This window comes from Enterococcus sp. AZ103 (assembly GCF_051714685.1).
GTDB lineage: Bacteria > Bacillota > Bacilli > Lactobacillales > Enterococcaceae > Enterococcus_A > Enterococcus_A alishanensis.
This window is the reverse complement of sequence record NZ_JBIOSI010000003.1, coordinates 1-22,815: the sequence shown is the minus strand read 5'-3', so window position 1 is coordinate 22,815 and position 22,815 is coordinate 1. Positions and strand designations below refer to the sequence as shown.

Here is a 22,815-nt window from a genome sequence, read left to right as displayed (position 1 = left end):
AGAAAAAATTAAAGGGTCAAAAACTTTTAAGTTTCTGACCCCTTCTTGAAACATTATTTTTTAAATAAATTATCCTAAGAATTTAAAAACATCTTCACGATTATATAATTTCAAAATTTTCTCAAAAATAAATTGTGTGAACAAGGCTGCAATAATTGGAATAACTAACCAGCACAAAAGAACTAATCCAATATTTAATCCCGCATCTAATGATGCGAGTGGCCCGACTAAGCCAACTAACCCAAATCCAGCGGATGCTGGATTTCCTGATATAGAAAAGACAGCAACAGGTATCGAACTAATTATTGCAGTAACCAAACATGGAGCTAAAATAATAGGTTTTCTAAACAAATTAGGCATCATCATTTTCATAGCTCCTAAAGCAATTGCTATTGTGACCCCCGATTTATTAATTTTCCATGAATTTACAACTAAAACAATAGTCGTAGCTGCCACACCCATAGCAGCCGCACCAGCAGATATACCATTAAGTTGAATTGCTATTCCAATAGCTACAGTAGAGATTGGTGAAATAATCAAGAAAGCAAATGAACAACTAATTAATATCGCCATTAATAGTGGCTGTAAAGTAGTAAAGTTATTAATCAAAATTCCGATAGCTGAAGTAATTGATGTGACAAAAGGGTACAAATAAAACCCAATTGTACCAGCACCGACACCAACAACAATAGGTGTTAAAACAATAGCTACAGAACCGAACCGGTCACCTATTAGCTGAATTAGTAAAACAGCAATAGAGGCGGTAATCATTGTATTTATGATATCACCTGTCCCTGCACCTACATATAGACCAGTTTCAGCTAATCTAGGTATAAATTTAACGACTCCTGATCCCACAAAGGCTGCACCAGCCACAACCATCATATTCATAGGATTAAATCCAAATTGTAGAGCAATCAACCCACCGATAATTAGAGGTGTAGCAATCTGAAAAATGATAGCAGTTTGCGAAATCGTATCAGCTAAATCATACTGGCTAAAATATTTTAAGACAGCTCCAAGTACAGCGTTAGGAATAAGACCAACAATAACACCAGTTGCAGTCCCTGCTAAAACTTTATTCAGAAATATTTTTGGTGTAATGATCATTTGGTTTTCCATTTGAAATAAGCCCCTTTATAAAACAGCATAATAATTTTTTTATTTGAATTATTCATATTCTAATATTAATTCTTATTTATTGATCACTAGACGTCTTGTATAAACAGCTTGTCCAGAATGCATCACTGCATCGTCAATAGCGGAAACTATACGTACTTCTTTAGTAACTGGGGGAGTCCAATTTTTATCAATAATATCTGTAAGACTTGTTTCATCAAGAGTTTCAAAGTAACTTTCTACAAACTGTATGCTGGTATTTAGATATTCACTTAATAATTTTTTATCAGAAACAACTACTTTTCGTGCTTGTTCTGGGGTATGACTATAATCTTGTGTATCATCAGGTAGATCTAAGTTAAATTTATGAGTCCAACCATCACTTATCCATAATGGCTCGCTTTTATTTAATTCAGAGAATTGATAATCTAATTCTCTTGAAGTGTGCCACATCAACCAGCTAACAGATTTAATTAAGGGATTAGGCATTGAATTAGCCTCGTTTAAATTCATTTGTTTTAGCGTGTCCTCAAATCTTTCTTGTGCTCTTAATAAAGTATCTAGTATCATCTTAATTTCTCTCATTATTTCCTCCACTTTTTTAGTTTGTCAAATTATAGCTAATGTCAATGAGTTTCTCAATTTCATTAGAAGTAATTTTAGAGTTTAGATCAACAGATATCCAATGCTCCTTATTCATATGATAAGCTGGGTAATATCCATCTTTAGAGATCAGTGACCCCACTAGTCCAGAACCGACTTTAAGATCAATAATATCTGTTTCTCCTTCACTATCTATTCCTAACTTGTTTTTAGATATATTCATGATTAAGCCATACCATTTCTCATTATTTTTATGTCTTAAAACACAATATTCTGGAAATTTACTAAAAGTATTTTCCGGAATAGTTTTATATTTTAATTCTACATAGTTTGAAATATCTTTTCGTTGAATCATACTAACACATCCTTCCAATAGTTAAAGTCATTGTATATCTATTCGAAGTAATTGCATAGTAATGGATTTGAGGTACATGAAGATATAATTAATAGATATCTAAAATAGACAATAAAAATTGAGTGTAGTCTGTGATTTTAAAAATCCATTATAAGTAAGCCCTAAATAGATAATAATAGGATTTACGAAAGAAGATAATATTATGACAAAGGAAATTTTTTTGCATTTGTGCAATTTAGTAGTTGAAAAAATTGCAATATAATTTTAAAAGTGACATATTGTAATATCAACAAAGAAAAAAGTCCATTATAAGTATACTTATAATGGACATGTTGTATTTTCTGTTTTTATACTTTATGAAGTTTAGAATAACTAATGACGGTTCTGTTGTTTATATGATCGTAGTTAATTTCACTGGTATTGTCAAAATGTACTATTGCGGAATTAACTAACATACGCACAATAGTTACTTTTTCAGAATTCTTATTATAAGTAATCCACACTTCTTCACCGGTTGAAAATTGTTGCCCAATATCAGATGGTACAGCTGTATAAAATGTTCCCCATCCTTTTGCCATAGTACATTCCTCCTTATTAATAATAAAAAAAAAGAAGATCAAACAATGATCTTCTTTAAATATTAATCTTTAATAATGTTAGTGGCTTGTGGGCCTCTTTGACCTTCTTCAATATCGAAAGTTACTGATTGACCTTCATCTAATGTTTTAAAACCATCACCTTCAATAGAAGAAAAATGAGCAAACAAATCTGACCCATCACTTGAAGTAATAAAACCAAAGCCTTTGTCCGCATTAAACCATTTTACAGTACCTGTATTCATAAAAAATACCTCCATTTACACATTTAAGTGTTTATTTGCAATAGAATCTTAAAGTGATAAGTAGAAGCATTAAAATTGATTTATTAATGTTAAACAATGTTCACAATGAAACCTTACTACATATCTAAACATATCATCTATTGAGAGAAATTACAAGGTAAGTCGTAGAATGAGAACAATATGATATGAAAAAAATTAAGTTATACAATAAACTCTTAATGTTTCTTAAACGAATTGACAAATTGAAAGTATAGCTTTTCAAATTAATTATTTGGATGTTTTTTAACTGAATCGTGATATTTATCTTTTATTTTAAGAACTTGCAAAAAAAGCCAAATACTTGGCAAGCGATTAACAACAAATAAAATAAAAAAATGGAGTAGATTAATCTAATCCAAAGAAATTAACAATTTTCGGTTACAGTCTAATTCCCGCACTATCTTTTATTTTCTTTCCCATATCATTAATTTTTTCTCGGCTAATTTTAATGTTTTTAACGATTTGATTAAGTGAGTTTAATTCATTATCAGATAAATCATCAACAATATTTAATAGTTTTTCATTCCCATTAAATTTTTCTTTGACAACTTTTTTTGTCTTGTAGCGAGTCACTTCACGTTCAAATTTGCCTAATATTTTTTCTGAACAATTAATTGTGGCATACGTACCAGCAATAGTTAGCACACCAAGTCCGATTTTAGTACTTGTTTTCATAGTCCTCAATCCTTCTTTAAAAGAGACATTTAACTCTATTCATTTTATTTACTTTAATAATAGGCTCAAATACGTTTTATGTCTAATCATAACTAGAGTTCATTTAATTACCATTTAAAAGTAACACTACTTGATATTAAAATAGTTTGATATGATAGTATTTTCAAAAAACAAGAGTGATACCTGTGGGTATACCCATAAGTAACACTTCTAGAGTCATGTTATATTTATAGTTCATAATCCAAAATAGATTTAGGTGAATACTTTATAAATTTAGAAAAATCATAAATTTTTTTGTCAAAATAATTTTCTTGAAGATTTCTGACAATATCAACTACGAAGCGCAAAGAAATTCTAAATGCTTTTAAGGTATCTTCTTGATTTACGTGTTTTCCTTCATGAACGACAGCACAACGTAATTGATATACAATATCCCAATATTCATAAAGATTGTTACCTGCTTTACGTCTGTCATATACAACTCCGTATTCATTAAATATACTTGAAAATTGAGTGTCCAGTATATTTCCAAAATTAGAGCTATTCATTATATTACTGATCTTTGCATTTGGTTTCTTTTTGTTAGTCATAAGCATTTGTGTAATTTTGTAAAGAAACATTTCCATAAATGTCCCCAAATGAATAATTGCTTCCTGATAATAACCATTTCTTTGAGCATAATTTGCCCTATCAAGATATTTTAAAATGTTAAAAAAAGGATCTTCATGTGCATTTTCAACATAATTAGCCACTTCTCTAACTTGCGCACCGATAAGAGGTTTTTCATTGACTTCCCCTGAGTCTCTGTACTTAAAATTAAACCAATCTGTAACTATTCTATCTTCTCTTATTGAACGGGAATTTATATAGAAATATTGGATTTTTTTTGGTATATCTTGTTTAGTAATTTCTCTCAATTCAGAATATTCTGGACCAAGTACTCTTATAAAACAAGTAATACAATAATTCAAATATTCTATAGATTTTGAAAAATTTTCTTTTAAATATTCGTTTGATATACTAATTTTGTTAGGTGATATCAACATAGTAACGACTTCAATAGTAGAAAAATATCTTTTCCCTTTATTTGTTTCAACATGATTATTTCTACTCATTAGTATTTTTCTTTCACTGATAGTACCAAGTTGTACTTTATCAAATAGCGGTAATTGAAAAGGGAGATCAAATTGAAAAGAAAAATATCCACTTTGCTTAACTCCTGTCCTATTTTCGATATGACTTTTTAAAAGGAAACTATTATTCATATATGTGACTCCCTCGCCCAATATTTCCAGTAACATAGTCCAACGTATAACCATCTTCCACATTATAGATAAATACATTGTAACTGATCGTGCTATCTTCCACGCTTTGCGCTTCCATTTGCACCCCACGACAAAGTAACTCATTGTCTTTGAAATAAGGCGTCACACGATACCGTACATGATTTTTCGTCTGTCTTAGATACTCTGCTACTTGATTCTCATATTGTACCATGGTTTCTTGGTTCATTTGTTCTGTCCCAGTAAAAAGGTTCTTCCAGTTGTCATTTTCTCCTGTGAGCTGATAGCCAACTAAATGTGACCGATTATATAACCATTTCCCATTAGATAGCTTTTTTTGCTTCCAACCTGTCGGATAGACTGACGAGATATCGCCTCTTTCTTCTGTCGGCATTAAATCCTGACTTAACAACGCATTTGCAACACCAACACGATTTAAGTTGTCTAGGTCTGTGAATGTTTGCCACGATCCATTTGTTAAAGATAAATCATCTTGATTGAAACTCGGTTGATTATTATTTATAGTGACAACTTTGTTCGTACCGTCATAGTCTAAATTAACGGCGTCTTGATTCATTGTTGAATTGCTAATCTCAGTAGTGCTAATTGTGTTTGTCTGATTTTCAGGTGTCTGTTCTGTGTCTGAGTAGTGACTACCCCATGCAATCAGAGCAATAATAATGGGGATCGCACCACCTAACAAACCTTTTCTTTTTCTCATGTTTTTTCTCCCCGATTATTTTAAGAATAGATTTGCTGCGGCTAATATACAAAATAGAACGGATACAATTATTCTAGCGGAGGCACTCATATTTTCTCTACTCCACTTTGTAAAATTAAGAATGAACCAAATAAATACTATGACTAAAAATATTATTGAGTAAATCATTGTTGTTCTCCTTTACTTGAAAGTTAAAAAATAAAAAGGGGGGAATTCCCCCTTTTAAATCGTTTTTAAAATGGAATATCATCATCTGAAATGTCAATTGCACCGTCATTATATGGATCGTTACTACCTTGTGTTTGTTGCTGAGACTGATTATTTTTTCTGCTTTCGGCAGCTGCTTTAGTTTCTAAATATTGGAAGCTAGCAACAATCACCTCTGTTACATATTTAGTTGTCTTTTGTTGGTCTTCATATTGACGAGTGCTTAATTCACCGTCGAAACTAATCAATGTGCCTTTTTTTGCATATTCTGAAAAAGATACCGCAATTTTGCCCCATAAAATACAACGGACAAAGGTGGTTTCTTTTTTCCCATCTTTACCAATATAAGAACGGTCGCAAGCTACTGTAAAGCTTGCTACTGGTGTCCCTTTTGTTGTGTATCTTAAATCTGCGTCTTTCGTCAAACGTCCTACTCCTGTAACTTTAATCATGTTTATTTCCTACTTTCTTTTTCTAATTTTTTTGTGGGTGTTGCTATTGATTCCATTATTTATAGTTTATTTCTTGATAGGCACAACTGTGGCATAAGTAACCTACGCCGTACTGTTCGGGCATTTCATAGAGAATTTTTTGACAATTTTCACAATGTCCGAAATGTTCTTTACCAGTTGCAAGGTCAATCATTTTTTCTAAGCTCTCTTTTGCGATAATTAAGCGAGTGTCACTCCCTTCATAATTCACTAAAATCTCTAAGGCGTTTTCTTCTTCTAGTAGGTCTAAAGTAACGACCTCTTTAATATCAGGAAAAGCTACGCCTTTATATTCAAATACTGATTGCAACTGATAGACGGTCATTTCTTGTACTGTCTCACTCATACTAAGCACCTCATTTCCCATAATTTAAGAACTCCTCTAATTTTTGTAGTCGACTTTCTGCTTTTTCTTTTGAACCATATTTATTTTTTAAGTAGTCGCAATCATTTTGAATGATTGCGCTACTAATTTTTTGGTGTTCAACTTCTGCTTGTTGCTTGATAATTACTGTCAATGGTCTACTCATAAATTTTGTCCCCCTATGCTTCTTTTAGTTGTTTTTGCGAATAGTTTTTAACTGTTTGGCTGCCGTACATATTGCGTATTTTATTCATGTCATAATCTTTTTTACCATGTCGCTTATAACCTTTAGGGGACAAATACCAAGCTTTCTTTTTGTTGCCCCATTTGAGACCTAACGCTTTTAATTCTTCTTTATAAGGTTTGGTTTCACCTGTGACCCATAAGAAAGAGCCAATCACTTCGATAAGGACATTTTGCATTTTCAGATTTAACAATTGCGAAATGATTTCTCGCCATTCTTCGGGGGTTTCTGTGGTTTCTTTTTCATAAAATACATTGTCTTTATTTTTATGAATATGTTTCAGTTTTTCAAAAAGTGAATCGTATTCATTATTGATAATTTTCATCACTTCTTCATCTCCGCCACAATCGGGATGGTGCTTCAAAGCTAACTTTTTATAAACTTGTTTCAATTCTTCCAACGTTTCAACATCTTTGATATAAGTAGCCATGTCAATTCCTTCTTTCACTCTGATTTTTTTTGAAACCCATTTCGTTTGCACGATTCCGGAGGCGGAAGGTTTTGATTTTAAATTTCAATTTTTCTGAACTTAAAATTTGTGCATCTGAATTTTATTTGTATAGGTCATTTCGTATTGCTTGTCATCCTCGGCGTGACTTCGTTAAACACTAAAATGTTCTTAAATAAAAGGGAGTGCTGTAGTAAAAAAATTGTGGGTTTCAATTTATTTACGCCCCTTTTCTTTCAGGTTATTTTCGTGTAGAAGTTGGCTTCGCCGTGGGTGATAAGCGTTTTTTACGAAATGATCTATACAATTTCAGATCAAAAGTGAAAGAAAATCGGGTTGAAATTTGGGTCTTGACCTTGAACTGGCTTTTGACTTTATCTTTTGAACTAAGGTTTTGTTACTGATTTGTAGGCAAACTCTAGTAAAGCTTTAAAGTGCTTAAAAGTTATACGTGTAATGAATCTCGAATTATTTTGAAGTTTACGAATGGTTTGGTAGCTAATACCTGTTTGTTCAGCTATGACTGTTGCTTTATTCCTAACAAGATATAGTTGAATGATCTCTTTTTGTTCCGATAAATCTTGCAGATTTTTTATGCGATCTTCTACGTGATTTGAAGCTTCTGCCAATTCAATAAAGGCTTGTCTGTAATTTTTCAAATTGCTTATTAGAAAAAATTCCAATTCTTCTGTTTTATCTTCTGTGTTTAACTCTGGAAAATAAACATTTGGATTTTCGATAGTTACCGATTTCTCTCCAATTTTGAATGTTTCTTTATTGAGATTGTCTAAATAATAATGATTCATATAATGTTCCTTTCCACCTAAAATGTTTCTGACGTAGCGGCGGTGGCGGTTGGAGCGAAGGAAGAAACTCGTCTATTTTGCATAGAAAAAACCAGTTAAAATCCTTATTCAATAAGGTTCTAACTGGTTTTATATGGTATAATATTTATGACAGTAAAGTTTAATGACGGTGGTTTATCCAATCGAAAGTGAGGTGGTGCATATGAATGTAACCACTAAATCTAAAGAAAGGAGAAACCTTTTGCCTGTTGAGTCAGCGCTAGGGCTAATGCTTAGTTTCGGTTCTTTAATCGCAACTATCATCTTTGGCATTCTAGCAATTACCAACGATAAAGACAAAAAATAGCCGTCAACTTTAGCGAGGGACGACTACTTTTTAGTTATTAACCTACTACCGTCTTTAACGGTGCTGTCTAAAGGGACGTTGTTATCGCAACGTCTCTTTTCTATTTCATTATACCATATTTGATAAAAAAATCGAGTTAAAATGTTTCCACCACTGGCTTTGCCTGTTCACATAAGTAACAAGAATAGTAGGTTTATAATAGAAAAAAAGATTCCAATTAAAAGTAAAATTAGTTTATTTATTTTTTTTAAAAACCTTTTCCCATATTGTCTTTTGTTTTTCATTTTTTAAATCATTGGTAAGTTTTTCATTTTGAGTAGTTAAATCATCTTTGTCTTCCTCTAATTGTTTCAAAGTCGATTTCAACGCTGTATTTACTTTATTTAATTCTTTATAACTTGCTACCTTATTTTCCATTTCATTAATTTCAACGGAAATTTCATTTTTATCTTGTTCCAACTTTTTTATATCATTAATATGGCTTTTTTTTAAACTAGTTAAAGTTCCTAATTCTTTACGAGCTTGTTCTATCCTTCTCTTCATTTCATTTTCCTGTTGTTCGAAATTTTTCATGATAGCGTATTTGTCCTTCCATTCTTCCTTTGTATTGACATTACCTAAAATAATAGCCTCTATTTCAGTATTATTGTAGCGGTAATTCTCGTAATACTCTCGGACATATTTTGAATAAATGGACTGTTCCACGTTCAAAGCCAAAAGCTCTGCTTCTTCCATTTTTTTATTTTCTTCGATAGCACGATTAAAAGCCTGCTTTGATTTAGCACTTATCTCATTTTCTACAACTCTTAGTTTAGATACAACTTTATCTGAGACAGTAAACTCGCAAATTTGTATTCCTAAATTTGACAAATATTCTATTTTTTCTTTCGAAAGTTCGGTAGTAACTGATATTTCAAAAGCTAAGCTGCCATTCCACTTATAGTAATAACTATAAGGTTTTGTTTCCTCTAGTCGATACATGACTTCAATAACATAATAATGTTTCTCGTCTATCCATTTTCTTAGATCAACAGTAACTGTGTCTATAGTAATTATTACTTCATCTAAATTATCTTTTAATTTAAACTTTGGTAGAAGTAAAAATACATCTTGAAATAATGAATGCGCTAGAGTTTCTTTGCCACCTTTGCCGTCTAATCGTTCACCACGTGGTCCTTGATCTCGATAATAAGAAAAATAGGGTAAGCCATCAACTCCCCTACCTTTTACAGGCATGACTGGGTACCTATCGTTTTCGATAAGGGAATCGAATAGTTCTGCTTTACTAACTGGTTTTGTTGTAATTTCTCGCCTTAATTTCTTGCGTCTTCCTTCATATGCATCTATTCTGGTTCCTTTATAATATGCGTAAAATTTTTCTACCATGAATTCACCGGCTAATCTGTTTTCCATAATTATATCATGAAATTATAATGAAAACGCCGACAAAATTGTTCTATTAACGAAACGTCACAATCGTGAATGTTCCTATAATGAACAATGTCTGATAGAGATTGACTTCTCACTTGTGCGAAGTTCACAAAAGGTAAAATTTCTGCTTTTGTCCCAATAGTCATAAATATTATTATCCTTGACTCAGTTGCACTACATGCAATATCTGACAATAATTCAAGGTTATTTTTTTCTAATAGTTTTTCAGAATTAACTATAAGGATTTGTGGGGTAGATTCACGGACTTTTGACAACAGACTATACGGTTTATCTTTTTCTGAAAGAAATTCTGATATATCTATGAAGTCACTATCTTTGAACAATTGTAATGAGCCAATTTCCATGATTTCTTTTTCCCATGAATCAGGGTAGTAAAAAATAGCTCGAAGGTACTGTTCCATGTACTGAATTTCTGTAGAATAGAGTTCTATCAAATTATGGTCTTCAATCTCAAAAATTTCTGTGACTTCCCGAAGTGAAACTTGTGTCACCTCTTCAAAATCGGGAATCGTTATTTCCTTTTGTTTTAGCATTTGTTTTTCCTCCAATTTTATTTAAGAAAATCAAGTTAAAATGTTTCTACTACTGGCTTTGCCAGCTTTTTTGTCACCACCTAAACAGTGGAGGCGGTCGGCGTGTGGTGGTGACAAAAAAGAGTTTCTAACAATTATTTGTTATGAAGCTCCTTCACCGCCTTCAATTCAGCTTGTATCTTTTCAATGTCTTCAGAAATTTGTACTGCCTGCTCCCAACTATCTGCGTAAAAATGATCAAGTTGTCGGCTTTCCAATTTTGCTTCTAGTTCTGCTATTTCTTCTTCCATGTGTATTGTGTCCTTCTTTGTGTCTGACGCTTGATTTATAACCCTTCAAAGACATTCCTAGAGAAGACTTTCCCCCTATTATTTTCTTTCAGATTTTTGTTAAGATAATAAAATTGATAATTTGGTAACTCTTTTATTTCATCAGGACTAAAATTGAATTTATTGACCTTTCTCACTGTCCCACGTTCCCCTTTGGTTTCAAAACGTGTCAAACTACCTAGTTGATTTTCCGTCATGACAGTTCGGTCAATATCCTTATGGGTACCAATAATATTAACGATTTTTTCTGCATTTTCATCGCTGTTTGTTCTGCCTAAGATAAAGAGATTACAGTTATCAATGGTCTGTTCTTTAATATCAATGTTCCTTCGTTTATTGGCTAGATCACTAATAGATTGAATGCCTAATATAGCACCAAATAACGCACTTCTAGCTCGTGATAAAATATCTAAAATGTTGTCTGTTCCATAAGCGCCGAACTCATCAAATATGCCTAAGACCCCTTTGAAATTTTCTGTATTTCCATAAAGAGTTGTTGTGACATAGGCGCTATCTGCAATAATAAATCGTCCTATAACTGGAATAAAACTATTGTAGTTATTGCTATCAAGGGAAAACACAACTACGTCACCATCTTTGATAATTTTTTCAATATCTAACGTATGATTTTCTTTATAGGTAAAACGTTGTCCAAAGTCAGAGTAAATAAGCTGTTCTAACTGTGTCCGCAATCCTTGAATTAATTTAGATTGATTTGAACGTTCTTCTTTCAGTGTTTCAATAAATTCTGGGTCTAAATCATCACGATAGAAAAACATGCGAATATATTTTTGATAAACTGTATTTTTTTTCTCTGTGGGATTCACAATGGTTGCTTTCGTTGTGGTGCTTTCGCCTTCCGTTGTTTCAGGTACAACATAATTACGAACAATAATATCTTCTGATTGTTCATTAAAAAGATAATTGGCTAACTCAGGTAAATCTAAAAATCGGTGAATGGTTTCTAAATTCATTGCTAAGGGTTCCCCTTGAACTGGTCTATGTTCATGGGTCTTTTCTATTTCAATGTATTCTTGTAAAAACAGGATAATCTGTTGCAACATATTTTTACTTTCATTTTCATAGAATGACTCGCTCCAATCCATTACAGCCATTAACCTATCTGTAATAGCAGTGGGTTTCCCATACATGACTGGATTATAATTCCATAAATGACCGTCAGGAGAATCACTGGCTTTGTCAGAAAAAACATACAGTTTTTTTCCGTATTTCTCTGTCAGCTTCTTAATTTCTCTGACAGTTTTTGGATCGCCTTTCCCATCTACAAATAAAGCCCCTAGACCTTCTTTTAAACCTGCTTCCATCAGATTGTAAAGCATGTAGGTTTTCCCTGTTCCTGTTGTCCCTTGAACAAGCGTATGAGTGAAAAAATTAGCGATGGGAAATAGGACTGGTTTTGCATGAATATCATTCCCTAATAGCACGTTCTGATAAAGGTTGGAATGAATATTGTTTTTGCGATATTCCTGTTGCGTTTTTTGTAGAATTTTTCCCATATTTTTTTCAATTCTTTTATATTTATCGCTGTCTAAATATTGTTGTTCTTTTTCCTCTTTTTCATAGGTAAACCAATTCACTTTCAGTCGATTAAACATATAGTAGCTAATCCCTGCGTAGGTAATCGCTAGTAAAATCGTCATAACAATTGTATGGCGATTGACTTCAAAAGGAATCCCCTTTTGAAGGTGAGCTTCCGCAAATCCTACTACTTTTGGCAACATTTTTCGCCAAATAGCGAAAAATTGGAGAAAGTCTCGATAACCCCATGTAACAATTGTTGCGACAAAGCCTATAAAACTGATAAAAGACAGCGTGTAAGGAAGTGTTTTTTTCTTTAAAAAGAAAAAAACACCAAAAAAGACCCCACTAATAATGAACACTGGAATATTGATTAATGCTGTTAAAAACATGATCAATAAGAATAACTTAATGACAAAATAAGGGTCTTTACCTTTAGGGTCATTTTGTCGGTTTCCCTTGAAACGTTCGTCTACTGAATTACCTAAATTAAAAAATATCTGATCGATTTCATCACTGAATGACATGTTTTCCCTCCTATTGAATTGTTTTACATATGATTGTCATATTTAATTGATGGCTACTGGTTGTCACAAAACTTTCTACGGAATAATCTTTGAAAAAGTAAACGACTTGATTGTAGTTTCCTTGTACCTGCATTTGTCGCAACCAATTAAGCTTAGCCATTAAAGCCTGTTTTGATTTTCTAGTTAATTCCACCTCGTAAGCATTGGTAAGAATTTCCCCCTCCAAGGGAAATTCAATAAGAAAATCTGGAATCCTTCTTGTTTCGTTCATTTTGATACGTCGAATTTGTTTTTTCGTTTGTTGTGAAAAATCAATAGACAAGAATTTATTTGCCAACAATTCTCTTTCTGTGATTATTTTCAATGGCACTGCCTCACCTAATGACTGGCGAATATCAAACAATTCTTGAATCACACAATCAACCACTAATAAATCATGTTCCAATGTTGGAAGGTAAGGCGTCTTACTTTCAGATTTCACATAGCCGAAATTGATTAAACCAACCAAACGACTACCATTTTTGGTGATATAGTAAACATTGGCATTCTTAAATTGATAAGAATGAATCAAATTCAATTCAACCAATTCATATAATGCTGCATCTAAATTATTTTTACTGTATGTCATAAAATGAGTGGCATGTTTTCTTGTCATTACACCGAATCGGTCAATTAATCGCAACAATTCAAATCGTTTAGTACTCAATGCTTGTGTTGCAATATTAATCACCTTCTCCTATTTGAAAATTTACGTGTCCGCTTTTTAAAGGGGACGGTTTTGACTTTGCTTTTGACTTTCAGTCCCCCAAGGTTTGGTGGGGGATTCAGGGGGTTGTTGTTTTTTTACACAAATTAAGATCATCAACCTACCATGAATTAAATGATTGTTTACAGCTGTCACCGTAACTAGCGGTTTATGCTAGTTACTACTAGAATTTACGTGCCCGCTTTTTAAAGGGGGCGGTTTTGACTTTGCTCTTGACCTTCAGTCCCCCAAGGTTTGGTGGGGGATTCAGGGGGTTGTTGTTTTTTTACACAAATTAAGATCATCAACCTACCATGAATTAAATGATTGTTTACAGCTGTCACCGTAACTAGCGGTTTATGCTAGTTACTACTAGAATTTACGTGCCCGCTTTTTAAAGGGGGCGGTTTTGACTTTGCTCTTGACCTTCAGTCCCCCAAGGTTTGGTGGGGGATTCAGGAGGTTGTTGCGATAGCCCCTTCAAGATTTGGTGAAGGGGCGTCCATCGCAAGGGGTAGTTGTTGCTCTTTTCTCTTTTCTCTTTTCTTCTTCTCTCTCTCCTCCTCCCTCTATTATTATGTTATTTATTACTTACTCTACTTACTTACTTTTTCTTTATCCTCCGACCGAGACCCCAATTAAAAATAAGTTTACGTTGTTTGATTGGGGTCTCGGTCGGAGGATATTAGAAAATGTTGTAAGACTGCCGTTTCTTGGCAGTGGCTGGGGGGGAGCGCTCCCCCCCTGTCTCCCCCTCAGTCTCCCCCCCTAAAAAAAGAGAAAAAAAAGAACCATTTTCGCCTTTCGGCAACGCCGAAGGCTATTTAATTTTTGTTCTTTTTGCCAAAGCGATTCTTCTTTTGCTCTTGACTCAATAGATAGGTATATTCTAGTTTGTCGTACTGATCTGACCATTCTTGGTTCATTTCTTCTAGTGCTTGGTTTTCCTTTTCCAGTTTTTCAATGTAAAGTTGTTGCTCCTGAACCTTTTTTTCTAAAGAATCAATTTCATCTTGACTACTAGAATCTTCAATTAAGGGTTGTTGCCTCAGCTCTGCGAACAATTCCTTGTCTTTGGCGTTAAGCTGTTGTTGTTGATTTAATAAGGTTTGTAGCCTGTCAATCTGATTGTCCTTTTCTTTGAGCGTTTCTTGAATCGTTTTTATTAGATCATCTTCTTTTCCTGACGTGTTGGCTTCCTTTTCTACTGGGACAATTTCCTTTCCTGCTCGTTCCATAATTAAATTTTGTCCTTCATCAGTAAGAAAGAGCCTATTTTTCTTTTTTACAATTGCCATTGGGCTTTCTTCTTCTGTTAAAAGTTCTCTTAATTCAGGCGAAGTCATGTCCATTTTTTTGGCAAAATCGGAAAGTCTTACATCAGCCAATATTTCACCTTCTTTATTCATCTGTTTTTTTATGGCTTAAAGCCATAAAAAGCCATTGGCTTTTTTAGCGTAATGGCTTGTGTTTATTGCTGTTAATTCAGCTTTATTGCACTTACGCCATGGCGTTTGCCGAAAAAACCATGGTTTTTTTCGGTTTCGCCATGTTCTTTATTGGCTTTTTTCAATATAAAAATGCCACCAGTAAACTTCACCAGTGACATTTTTATTCCGTTACTTATGCAAAATTAAAGGCTGAATTTTCTTTTTAGAAATACGCCAATGACAGATAATGTCATGAAGGCACTACCCATAATTGCCGTCCATTGGTTGCTGGCACTACCTGTTTTCGGCAAAACTTTTTCCTCGCCATTGCTATCTTTTACTACCAATGAACCATCGGCTTGTTTGGTTGCTCCGACAGATTCAGGTGTCACTGTTTTTGTTGTGCCATCTGAATTTTGTACAACTGGACTGCCGTTATCAGTAGAAACAATGGTTTGTCCGCCTTCTGTTACCACTGGTGCTGTTGGCGTTGGATTGGTAGTAACTGGCTTATTATTGCCATCGTCTGTTGGCGTAGTGGTTCCGCCATTTCCACCATTTCCATTATCTGTCGGCTTGCTTGGTTTTTCTGGTTTATTGCCAGTTTCGCCATCTCCCTCTGTTGGTGGCGTGGTTGGATTAGTTGGCGTTTCGCCTCCACCAGTTTCTCCGCCTCCTTCTGGCGGCGTGGTTGGATTAGTTGGCGTTTCGCCTCCACCAGTTTCTCCGCCCAATTCAGGTGGCTTGGTTGGATCAGTTGGCGTTTCGCCTCCACCAGTTTCTCCGCCCCCTTCAGGTGGCTTGGTTGGATCAGTTGGCGTTTCGCCTCCACCGGTTTCTCCACCGCCTTCTGGTGGCGTGGTTGGATCTGTTGGTGTTTCGCCTCCGCCAGTTTCTGGCGGCGTCGTTGGGTCTACCACATCGTCATAAGTCGTGATTGCCGTGTAAGCAATTACTGGTTGGATTGGTAGAGTGTAGGCTTGGACTGGTGTTTCGGCTACTGCCACTGGCTGTGTCACTGCTGGCACTTCTCCTCTTGGTACTGCCGTTACTTCTTCGGCAAAAACGACGCTTTGGCTTCCGCCAACTAAAAGGGTTGCTGAAAACAATGTACCTAAGATAATTTTTTTCATGGTGATTCCTCCGATAATATATTTTTTATTTGGTCTTTATTAATTCCTTCATAACGGTTATCTCCATTAATGAAAGTTGGTACCTGTGTTAAATGATAAGTCTGAATATACTTTCTATTCTGCTTGATATTCATATTGATATACGTCACATTCCGATTAAATAAGCTATGACGTGTGATCATTGGTAATATCTTTTGGCAATCGCCACAATCTGGTCGATAGAAAAATAGAATCTGCTTTTCGGCTACTTTCGGCGAAATAGCTTGCTGTGTCTCCATCTGGTTTGAGATACGTTCGCCATTCATGGCGAGACACACCATAGACACGAAAACCAAAAACAGACTACACCATACAACGGCAGCTCTTCTTCTCTTATTCAAGCAAATCACCAGACAAACCTGTCGTTACCATATTCATAGCGGTCAACACATTTTCGTTTGTATCATAAGAAACTTGATAAATGGCTCTATTTTTGATTGGTTCTGCCCCTTCGACATTACTTTGAAAGACTAGGACCACTAAGCCATTTAAAGTGGTTCCCTGTACTGATTGATTGTAAATAGTTAAATCTAACAACTCTGACGTGACAGTATTTGAATCGCCGTATTGGCTATTGGTATTAAAGAAACTGTCGTACACGTCACTAGATAAATACTTCTTCGCTTCTGCCTGACGATCTTTGAAGTTCTCTGGTGTAAAGTTATACAAGATATCAAAGACATTTTTTGTCACATCTTGATAGCTTTTATTCACTTCTGCATAGGGATCGCCATTATTGATCGCCACCTCTTTTTCTTCAACCTTTGATTGTGTTTGAATGAGTTCTTCCTTCACTGTCGCCAATGATTGAAGATTTTTTTTTGTGGCTTTTTTCTGTTTTAAAATGGTGGTTTCCTTTGATTGTATTTCCTGGTGGGCTTGAATATTAAAATAAACAGACCCACCTAAAAGTCCAATCAGTATCACCACCAATATTTTTTTTACAACTGCCATAATGACTCCCTTCTGATGGGTCTACTTTTTAATTGGTCTGGCAAAACAAATATCTCCACCATTCAATAAACTTAAAAATGAATTATTGAAGGTGTCCTCATTGGTAATGTTGCCGTTGCCTCCCATTTGAATAATTTTGGTGTCTTTTCCTCGCCATTTTTCGGCAAGAACGGCTGTATGGCCATTGGCACCTGCACCGCCTCCTTGGTTCACAATCACTATGTCCCCTGCGTCGGCTTCACCTTCAGATACTTCATTTAACCACTGGTGACTTCCTCTGGCGTCTGCTGTCATTGAACCAGTAAACCACCCCATATTTGGTGGCACTTTGTAGTCGGCATTTTCTAAAGCCAGCCACACAAAGCCTGAACAATCGGTACGCCCTTCTTTATCGGGATTTCGTGGATCGCCACCAATCATGGCTAAATTATGAGCGATGGGATTCGGATAATGGAACCAACCAATATATTTTCTGGCGCTTGCCACAATATCGCCGTCTGCGCCACCTACACTTGAACCACATTCTAAAGTGCTTGAAATGGCTTCGCCGTCACTGGCAACTGATAAAGCATTGCCAGCAGCGGGATCGCTACTACCTAATTTGGCATACCATTTATTGGCATATGTTAAACGATTCCCCATGGCGGGGATTCCTGCTCGTTCAAACTTTATTTGCCATTGTTCTGTGGCTTCTTCTACACTATCCACTTTTAAGGCACTAACAGCGCCCTTTTCAGAGCCGTTTAATTCATGAAGAAGAAATTCTAACTGTAATCCCAGGTCTGACCACTCTTTGCCTTTTTCACTGGCAAAGTTTTTAAGATTCGTTGTTCGCCCTGCCGTCCATTGGGCCAAGCCATGACCACTAAGGGGATCATTGGGACGTTCTATTGCAGCTGGATTTAATTGAGATTCCTGCTCGAAATTAGCAATCATTCCTACTAGTCCCTGCGGTGTCGCCCCTTCAATATGAGACCCTACATAGTCATAAATGACTTTGGCGTTTTCTTCTTTGCTTTTACTATCTACTTGAATACTAGTATCGGCATTTTGACTGTTTTCACTATCACATTGGTTTGTAGCTGAACCACCACCAAGGATTAGCGAAAACATCAAACCAATAACAGTCAATAAGCCCACTATCCACTTTAAAGAACCTGCTTTTTTATTCATGGCAACACCTCGCTATTTCCTAGCACTAGAAGTCACACGATTACTTGCTGGTCTATTTTTAGTGACTGGGTGATTTTGTTGCTCTTCTTGACCCTCTCCACTGTCGATTCCTCCTCTAGCTGGTGAAGGTGGGACATAAACCACTCGTGGCGGATTGGCTTTGTTAGCCTCGGGTGTTTGTTCGTCTCCGCCACCTCTCGCATTGGAAGGCATCACCAAAGTTTGCGGATAAGTTGTCTGATTTGGCGTCTTCTTGGTGGCTTCTAATTGTTTAGGCGTTTCATAACTGGTTTCCAATGGTGGTCTTTGTTGACTATTTGGTGCTTGGTTGCCTGTTGGAACCACCACGCTAGGGTTTCGGTTTCCTGAAGGTTTCTTGTTAGTAGGAATTTTTTCATTTGTGCCATTTGGCTTTTTCTTACCAGTAGGTACGCCTACTGGATAAGGGTTTTTATTCCCAACTAACAGCCGTTTCATCATTAAGGTATCTCGCACAATGCCTCTACCTGCTCGTTGGGCCTTTTGTTGCACATTTTGACCTGTAATGACGTTCGCCATACCCATTGGCTGACGATTCACCAACATAGAAATCACCATGCCACGGTTTTTCATGAGCCAATTTAAGACAAGAATTTGTAACACCACATTACTGGCATACTTACCAACACTAGTTGGCGGTATGGCATTATTAATAGTGGTAATCACCACATAAACAAGCATAATAAAAAAGGCTGCTAAGCCTTTTGCAAAAATGGCACCTATGAGTCCTGTTAATGGTTTAAACCAACTGTCCTGGAACTTCGGTATGAGACTGACAAAGAAACTCACCACCAGTATGAAGAATAGGATCACCACCATTAACTGAGACAATAAGCTTATAGAAGATATTGCCAGTAGCGGAATCCCTACCCCTAACGTACAAACCAAGGCAAATATGGCATATCCAATTTTTGGGTAAATCCCGATACCGTCTTTATCCATAAAAGCATTTTCCTTTGCTTCTTCTATGACGGCTTTTTTCTTCTTTCCGATTCCTTTTGCAGTCTGATTGTAACTGAGTAATTCATCTACTTTTTTCTCGCCATCTTCAATTTCATTTATGTTTGTCGTCCCATAGTTCATTAACAAATAAGGGCGATAGACCCCTACATCAAAAATAGTGTTCCGCATAATACTAGCAGTGGTATCTTTGGTGGATTCTCCTTTTCCCAATTCAACTTGTCCCACAAGAGACGTGCCAGCGGATAATATCGTTTGTTCAAAAGCAACGCTGGTATCATTTACCATTGAGAAAATCGGTACACTGAAATTTAAAAGCAAACTACCAATGACAAAGATTGCCACAAAGGTAGACAACATTTTAATCCCACCGATCACATCTAACTTGAAAAATACAGTCACTATGAAAAATAATACAAAGATTGAAAAGACTGTAGCCAGTAAATTATCTACTAATGCCTTCCATATTTGCTTGGTGTATCTGCCTACTGTGTTAATTTGACTACTTAAAAAGTCCGTCCCCTGTAATATTTCAATACCTGTATCAAAGCCATTGACGATAAATTTATTCAAAGAAAAAATACCGTTAGCCCCTGCCAACAAACTACCGTTATAAGGAGCGATACTACCAGTGTTGGCGACAGCTTCAAAATGAGACATGGGAAATTGCTTGATTTTTAATTCCACGCCTCCCTTACTCACTGATTTTTTCTTAGTGGATTCAGCTTTCTTATAACTTTTTTCTAGTTCTATTTGATTCTGTCCCCACGTTTTCCCTACTTCAAAACCAATTTGATCTTTTTCTGCAAGGGTGATGTTACTTGTTCCAAAATTTAAGAGTGTGGCAAACAAGACGGAAAGAAAAATCACAAGAAAGGTTCGTTTAAATTCAATTTTTTTCTGGATACTCGCCCTCTCCTTTCTAGTTAAGACGCAAAGCTTCTTTCCATTTCTGCCGAGTGACTCTTTTCAACGGTTTTAAAGGCTTTCGTCCATTCATCAAAAGGACAGTCGATACTTAATTGACCTACTGAGCCGTATATATCTTTGTAGAAACATTGTCCTTTTTGCATAGCTGCCATTAATTCTCGGTTGTATTCCGTATCTTCTAGACCCACAAATTCAAGGACTCTCTCTCGTTCCTGTGGTTCGTCAAAACAATACATCATACCAAAGTTACTAATAGCTTGATTGACGTCTCCTATACTAGGGGTGACTAGATATAATTGATTGTTGTAAGAACGTCCTACATTCAATAACTCATTGACAAGTCGATTCCCTCCATGAGATTTGGTGATTGTCCATGCTTCATCAAAGAAAATCGTGGTCTTTTCGTTTTTATCTGCCATACCAAAGGTTTGACAAAACTTCGCTAACGGAATCATTAAGCTTAGACTCATTTTGTCTTGATCCGTCATATCTTCTCTTGCTAGCTCTTGGTCAGGTAGCTGTAATCCTTCAATTTGTAGCACGGTGATCTTATTAGACATATCTAGTCCCTTTGTTTTCCCATTGGAAAAAGCCAATTCTAAAATAGAACCCTCTACTCTGCGACGCATAAATTCGCCAAAACTAGAGAAATCTTCATCATCGGAATTTTCTAAGCGTTTCAATAGCATATATAAACCAACTTTTTTACCATCTGAGCGTTCTAGCATGAGTTCATCTATGATTCGCATGATTTCATTTTCAATTCGTATTTCTGGAATAATGAAAACCTGTTTTAACATAGATAAAATGGTATCCTTAGCCTTTGTCCCTTCTAGGAAAGTCAAAGGGTCTAAGACCCCTTGATTTTCCGGTTTGTCAGCGTCTAACGTCACATAATGAATCCTCTCCATCAGCTTGACAAACATTGGATAATTCTTCCGTATTTCCTCATCCTTTAAAACTTCTTGATACCATTTCTTAACCTCACTTTTTGGATCAATCATTAAAACTTTCCCTTTAAGAAAAGATAAATAGTTAAAAATTATCTTCATTAGGAAAGACTTTCCTTTCCCTGTTTGCCCTGAAATCAAAGTGTGGGGACTGTCAGTCACCGCACCTGCAATCCCTTCATTCGCTAAAAAGACGTGATTTAATACAATAAAACGGCTCCCTTGAATGGCACTCATTAAATCAGGATAAATACCATTGGTAATCCGTCCAATATACTGACCAATCGACGTTCCTAATCTCTGAGAAATACCGAATTGTAACTCGGCGATGGCTACTGGTAACGTGCTTTGTATCCAATTTTCCGTCATGGTATTAAAATCTGCCCCTTGTAAATACAAGTAAAACAAATCCAATTGATCGGCAATTGGTTGCGTGCCAACAATGTGGTACTCCTGTTCTAAACTGAGTTTCACTTCTTTGGCACGTTCAGCGCAAATGTCTTTTGTATCACCTGTCACCACATAACAAGCTACCCAGTTGAAAAATGGCGTGTTTTTGTTGCTTAGTTCATTTCTCAGCTGGTTCAAATCGCTTTTCCCTGTGATTAGTTCTTCGTCTTGTTCGTCACGTTCAGAAAGCTCTCCGTCTGTTTCTGAGAACCGCTTTCCTGTCATGGAAACTTTTCGCTGTACGTCACTTTTACGATAGACTTTTAGTTTCATTTGGACTTCTACTGGAAAAGGGAAATCCTGTGCCGTTCTAAAAATATCCATGTTGGCAATATCTTTTTTCGTTTTTTCAATGGGAATAAAGGAACAATAACTTTCCCCATATTCCCCCTCAATACGGATATATCTAGGTTGTCTAGCAGTGTCTAATAAGGTGTCTGAAATGTTTTCTTTCGTCTTATTACTTTCTGTTAGGTAGTCATGGGGAAGCCCTCTAATGAAGTTATACCGGCAAATATACCGTAGCTCTTTTTCTTCTAAGGGATTAATGGCTATACCATAAAATAAGTCTCTTACGTCACTTTCCTTTTCCTCGAAGGCGTCTTTTTCTTCACTGGTCATCATGCCGATTCCTAGTGCCTTCATGACCCGCCTATTAATCTGACGTATAATCGTTGTGATTCCTTTTAATCCGCTATCCTTCGTGTGAAAAATAGGATTTTTGATTTTTACCCCTAAATAAAAACGGCTTTGCGTGATTGTTCCTAACTCATCACGTAAAACCGTTATTGCTCGTTGATTATAATAATGTCCCACATCTAGCATATCAGGATCATAGTCCTGTTCTAAAACGTCAAAGCGTTCTTGTAAGTTCATTTCCACCGGCAACATAGATAAATGTAAATCTTTATATTTTGCCAATCGCACCAGTAACATTTCAAAACTGCGTTTATACTGATTAAGTTTATCTTCGTTACCTGCATGAATGTTTTTCGGAGAAAAGCTATAATACGCCCAGCACTCACCGTCTTTCGTAAACAAAAGATTTTCATGTATGCTGTCAATGGGGTTTTTATACTTGACCAAAGGC

General features: G+C 35.6%; 26 protein-coding genes. 1 reads left to right on the top strand and 25 read right to left on the bottom strand.

From position 1 onward, the window contains the following. Positions 1–69 precede the first annotated feature (69 nt). The 13 genes from ID741_RS19330 to ID741_RS19270 all read right to left on the bottom strand — a co-directional run bounded on the left by ID741_RS19330 (position 70) and on the right by ID741_RS19270 (position 8,196). On the bottom strand, positions 70–1,122 hold the full coding sequence (locus ID741_RS19330; protein WP_438721275.1) for a PTS sugar transporter subunit IIC: 1,053 nt from the start codon (positions 1,120–1,122) through the stop codon (positions 70–72). A 72-nt stretch (positions 1,123–1,194) separates the two neighbouring features. Beyond that, entirely contained in the window at positions 1,195–1,704 is a 510-nt protein-coding gene (locus ID741_RS19325; protein ID WP_438721274.1) for a hypothetical protein, read from the bottom strand. A 16-nt stretch (positions 1,705–1,720) separates the two neighbouring features. Further along, complete coding sequence (locus tag ID741_RS19320; RefSeq protein ID WP_438721273.1) at positions 1,721–2,077, bottom strand: MmcQ/YjbR family DNA-binding protein; 357 nt, start codon at positions 2,075–2,077, stop codon at positions 1,721–1,723. A gap of 347 nt (positions 2,078–2,424) precedes the next feature. Beyond that, complete coding sequence (locus tag ID741_RS19315) at positions 2,425–2,655, bottom strand: hypothetical protein (RefSeq protein WP_438721272.1); 231 nt, start codon at positions 2,653–2,655, stop codon at positions 2,425–2,427. 62 nt (positions 2,656–2,717) lie between these two features. Continuing rightward, positions 2,718–2,918 (bottom strand): cold-shock protein, encoded by a 201-nt coding sequence (locus ID741_RS19310; protein ID WP_218327619.1) that lies wholly within the window; start codon positions 2,916–2,918, stop codon positions 2,718–2,720. 417 nt (positions 2,919–3,335) lie between these two features. Beyond that, positions 3,336–3,632 carry a hypothetical protein gene (locus ID741_RS19305; RefSeq protein ID WP_438721271.1) on the bottom strand — a complete coding sequence of 99 codons (297 nt, stop codon included), beginning with the start codon at positions 3,630–3,632 and terminating at the stop codon, positions 3,336–3,338. Positions 3,633–3,859: 227 nt separating this feature from the next. Next, a complete protein-coding gene (locus ID741_RS19300) occupies positions 3,860–4,897 on the bottom strand; it encodes a hypothetical protein (protein WP_438721270.1) in 1,038 nt (345 codons plus the stop codon). Beyond that, complete coding sequence (locus ID741_RS19295; RefSeq protein ID WP_438721269.1) at positions 4,890–5,636, bottom strand: DNA/RNA non-specific endonuclease; 747 nt, start codon at positions 5,634–5,636, stop codon at positions 4,890–4,892. The genes ID741_RS19300 and ID741_RS19295 overlap by 8 nt, the downstream gene beginning before the upstream one ends. A 233-nt stretch (positions 5,637–5,869) precedes the next feature. Continuing rightward, positions 5,870–6,295: a single-stranded DNA-binding protein gene (gene ssb, locus ID741_RS19290; RefSeq protein ID WP_438721268.1), complete on the bottom strand. Its 426-nt coding sequence runs from the start codon at positions 6,293–6,295 to the stop codon at positions 5,870–5,872. Positions 6,296–6,350: 55 nt separating this feature from the next. Further along, entirely contained in the window at positions 6,351–6,680 is a 330-nt protein-coding gene (locus ID741_RS19285; protein ID WP_438721267.1) for a hypothetical protein, read from the bottom strand. A gap of 10 nt (positions 6,681–6,690) precedes the next feature. Next, positions 6,691–6,864 (bottom strand): hypothetical protein, encoded by a 174-nt coding sequence (locus tag ID741_RS19280; protein ID WP_438721266.1) that lies wholly within the window; start codon positions 6,862–6,864, stop codon positions 6,691–6,693. A gap of 13 nt (positions 6,865–6,877) precedes the next feature. Next, positions 6,878–7,372, bottom strand: coding sequence for a molecular chaperone DnaJ (locus ID741_RS19275; RefSeq protein WP_438721265.1), 495 nt, complete (start codon positions 7,370–7,372; stop codon positions 6,878–6,880). 404 nt (positions 7,373–7,776) lie between these two features. Beyond that, positions 7,777–8,196: a hypothetical protein gene (locus ID741_RS19270; protein ID WP_438721264.1), complete on the bottom strand. Its 420-nt coding sequence runs from the start codon at positions 8,194–8,196 to the stop codon at positions 7,777–7,779. 241 nt (positions 8,197–8,437) lie between these two features. Between ID741_RS19270 and ID741_RS19265 the strand changes: the two genes are divergently transcribed. Beyond that, positions 8,438–8,542 carry a putative holin-like toxin gene (locus tag ID741_RS19265; protein WP_438721263.1) on the top strand — a complete coding sequence of 35 codons (105 nt, stop codon included), beginning with the start codon at positions 8,438–8,440 and terminating at the stop codon, positions 8,540–8,542. Positions 8,543–8,776: 234 nt separating this feature from the next. On the opposite strand, the gene ID741_RS19260 is transcribed toward ID741_RS19265, so the two are convergent. From ID741_RS19260 to ID741_RS19205, 12 genes are all read right to left on the bottom strand, one after another. Beyond that, on the bottom strand, positions 8,777–9,955 hold the full coding sequence (locus tag ID741_RS19260) for a hypothetical protein (protein WP_438721262.1): 1,179 nt from the start codon (positions 9,953–9,955) through the stop codon (positions 8,777–8,779). A gap of 2 nt (positions 9,956–9,957) precedes the next feature. Further along, a complete protein-coding gene (locus ID741_RS19255; RefSeq protein ID WP_438721261.1) occupies positions 9,958–10,527 on the bottom strand; it encodes a hypothetical protein in 570 nt (189 codons plus the stop codon). A gap of 134 nt (positions 10,528–10,661) precedes the next feature. Beyond that, positions 10,662–10,817 (bottom strand): hypothetical protein, encoded by a 156-nt coding sequence (locus ID741_RS19250; protein ID WP_438721260.1) that lies wholly within the window; start codon positions 10,815–10,817, stop codon positions 10,662–10,664. A 35-nt stretch (positions 10,818–10,852) separates the two neighbouring features. Next, positions 10,853–12,922 (bottom strand): type IV secretory system conjugative DNA transfer family protein, encoded by a 2,070-nt coding sequence (locus ID741_RS19245; protein ID WP_438721259.1) that lies wholly within the window; start codon positions 12,920–12,922, stop codon positions 10,853–10,855. A 10-nt stretch (positions 12,923–12,932) separates the two neighbouring features. Beyond that, a complete protein-coding gene (locus tag ID741_RS19240; RefSeq protein ID WP_438721258.1) occupies positions 12,933–13,652 on the bottom strand; it encodes a hypothetical protein in 720 nt (239 codons plus the stop codon). 839 nt (positions 13,653–14,491) lie between these two features. Next, entirely contained in the window at positions 14,492–15,055 is a 564-nt protein-coding gene (locus ID741_RS19235) for a hypothetical protein (protein ID WP_438721257.1), read from the bottom strand. 245 nt (positions 15,056–15,300) lie between these two features. Then, a complete protein-coding gene (locus ID741_RS19230; protein WP_438721256.1) occupies positions 15,301–16,230 on the bottom strand; it encodes an LPXTG cell wall anchor domain-containing protein in 930 nt (309 codons plus the stop codon). After that, on the bottom strand, positions 16,227–16,535 hold the full coding sequence (locus ID741_RS19225) for a thioredoxin family protein (protein ID WP_438721254.1): 309 nt from the start codon (positions 16,533–16,535) through the stop codon (positions 16,227–16,229). Before ID741_RS19225 ends, ID741_RS19230 begins: the two co-directional genes overlap by 4 nt. A gap of 67 nt (positions 16,536–16,602) precedes the next feature. After that, positions 16,603–17,223 carry a hypothetical protein gene (locus ID741_RS19220; RefSeq protein WP_438721253.1) on the bottom strand — a complete coding sequence of 207 codons (621 nt, stop codon included), beginning with the start codon at positions 17,221–17,223 and terminating at the stop codon, positions 16,603–16,605. Between the two features lie 21 nt (positions 17,224–17,244). Continuing rightward, positions 17,245–18,396, bottom strand: coding sequence for a phage tail tip lysozyme (locus tag ID741_RS19215; RefSeq protein ID WP_438721252.1), 1,152 nt, complete (start codon positions 18,394–18,396; stop codon positions 17,245–17,247). Positions 18,397–18,408: 12 nt separating this feature from the next. Beyond that, entirely contained in the window at positions 18,409–20,265 is a 1,857-nt protein-coding gene (locus ID741_RS19210; RefSeq protein ID WP_438721251.1) for a CD3337/EF1877 family mobilome membrane protein, read from the bottom strand. Between the two features lie 56 nt (positions 20,266–20,321). Then, positions 20,322–22,815, bottom strand: a 2,494-nt coding sequence (locus ID741_RS19205; protein ID WP_438721250.1) for an ATP-binding protein, incomplete at its 5' end; no start/stop codon positions are given.

What these genes read in the sequence shown, in the direction of transcription:
- ssb (WP_438721268.1), bottom strand. Translation starts at nt 6,295, where the DNA reads ATGATTAAAGTTACAGGAGTAGGACGTTTGACGAAAGACGCAGATTTA.
- ID741_RS19270 (WP_438721264.1), bottom strand. Translation starts at nt 8,196, where the DNA reads ATGAATCATTATTATTTAGACAATCTCAATAAAGAAACATTCAAAATT.
- ID741_RS19280 (WP_438721266.1), bottom strand. Translation starts at nt 6,864, where the DNA reads ATGAGTAGACCATTGACAGTAATTATCAAGCAACAAGCAGAAGTTGAA.
- ID741_RS19245 (WP_438721259.1), bottom strand. Translation starts at nt 12,922, where the DNA reads ATGTCATTCAGTGATGAAATCGATCAGATATTTTTTAATTTAGGTAAT.
- ID741_RS19295 (WP_438721269.1), bottom strand. Translation starts at nt 5,636, where the DNA reads ATGAGAAAAAGAAAAGGTTTGTTAGGTGGTGCGATCCCCATTATTATT.
- ID741_RS19285 (WP_438721267.1), bottom strand. Translation starts at nt 6,680, where the DNA reads ATGAGTGAGACAGTACAAGAAATGACCGTCTATCAGTTGCAATCAGTA.
- ID741_RS19215 (WP_438721252.1), bottom strand. Translation starts at nt 18,396, where the DNA reads ATGAATAAAAAAGCAGGTTCTTTAAAGTGGATAGTGGGCTTATTGACT.
- ID741_RS19230 (WP_438721256.1), bottom strand. Translation starts at nt 16,230, where the DNA reads ATGAAAAAAATTATCTTAGGTACATTGTTTTCAGCAACCCTTTTAGTT.
- ID741_RS19315 (WP_438721272.1), bottom strand. Translation starts at nt 2,655, where the DNA reads ATGGCAAAAGGATGGGGAACATTTTATACAGCTGTACCATCTGATATT.
- ID741_RS19255 (WP_438721261.1), bottom strand. Translation starts at nt 10,527, where the DNA reads ATGCTAAAACAAAAGGAAATAACGATTCCCGATTTTGAAGAGGTGACA.
- ID741_RS19260 (WP_438721262.1), bottom strand. Translation starts at nt 9,955, where the DNA reads ATGGAAAACAGATTAGCCGGTGAATTCATGGTAGAAAAATTTTACGCA.
- ID741_RS19300 (WP_438721270.1), bottom strand. Translation starts at nt 4,897, where the DNA reads ATGAATAATAGTTTCCTTTTAAAAAGTCATATCGAAAATAGGACAGGA.
- ID741_RS19325 (WP_438721274.1), bottom strand. Translation starts at nt 1,704, where the DNA reads ATGAGAGAAATTAAGATGATACTAGATACTTTATTAAGAGCACAAGAA.
- ID741_RS19320 (WP_438721273.1), bottom strand. Translation starts at nt 2,077, where the DNA reads ATGATTCAACGAAAAGATATTTCAAACTATGTAGAATTAAAATATAAA.
- ID741_RS19310 (WP_218327619.1), bottom strand. Translation starts at nt 2,918, where the DNA reads ATGAATACAGGTACTGTAAAATGGTTTAATGCGGACAAAGGCTTTGGT.
- ID741_RS19220 (WP_438721253.1), bottom strand. Translation starts at nt 17,223, where the DNA reads ATGGCAGTTGTAAAAAAAATATTGGTGGTGATACTGATTGGACTTTTA.
- ID741_RS19225 (WP_438721254.1), bottom strand. Translation starts at nt 16,535, where the DNA reads ATGAATGGCGAACGTATCTCAAACCAGATGGAGACACAGCAAGCTATT.
- ID741_RS19275 (WP_438721265.1), bottom strand. Translation starts at nt 7,372, where the DNA reads ATGGCTACTTATATCAAAGATGTTGAAACGTTGGAAGAATTGAAACAA.
- ID741_RS19330 (WP_438721275.1), bottom strand. Translation starts at nt 1,122, where the DNA reads ATGGAAAACCAAATGATCATTACACCAAAAATATTTCTGAATAAAGTT.
- ID741_RS19250 (WP_438721260.1), bottom strand. Translation starts at nt 10,817, where the DNA reads ATGGAAGAAGAAATAGCAGAACTAGAAGCAAAATTGGAAAGCCGACAA.
- ID741_RS19305 (WP_438721271.1), bottom strand. Translation starts at nt 3,632, where the DNA reads ATGAAAACAAGTACTAAAATCGGACTTGGTGTGCTAACTATTGCTGGT.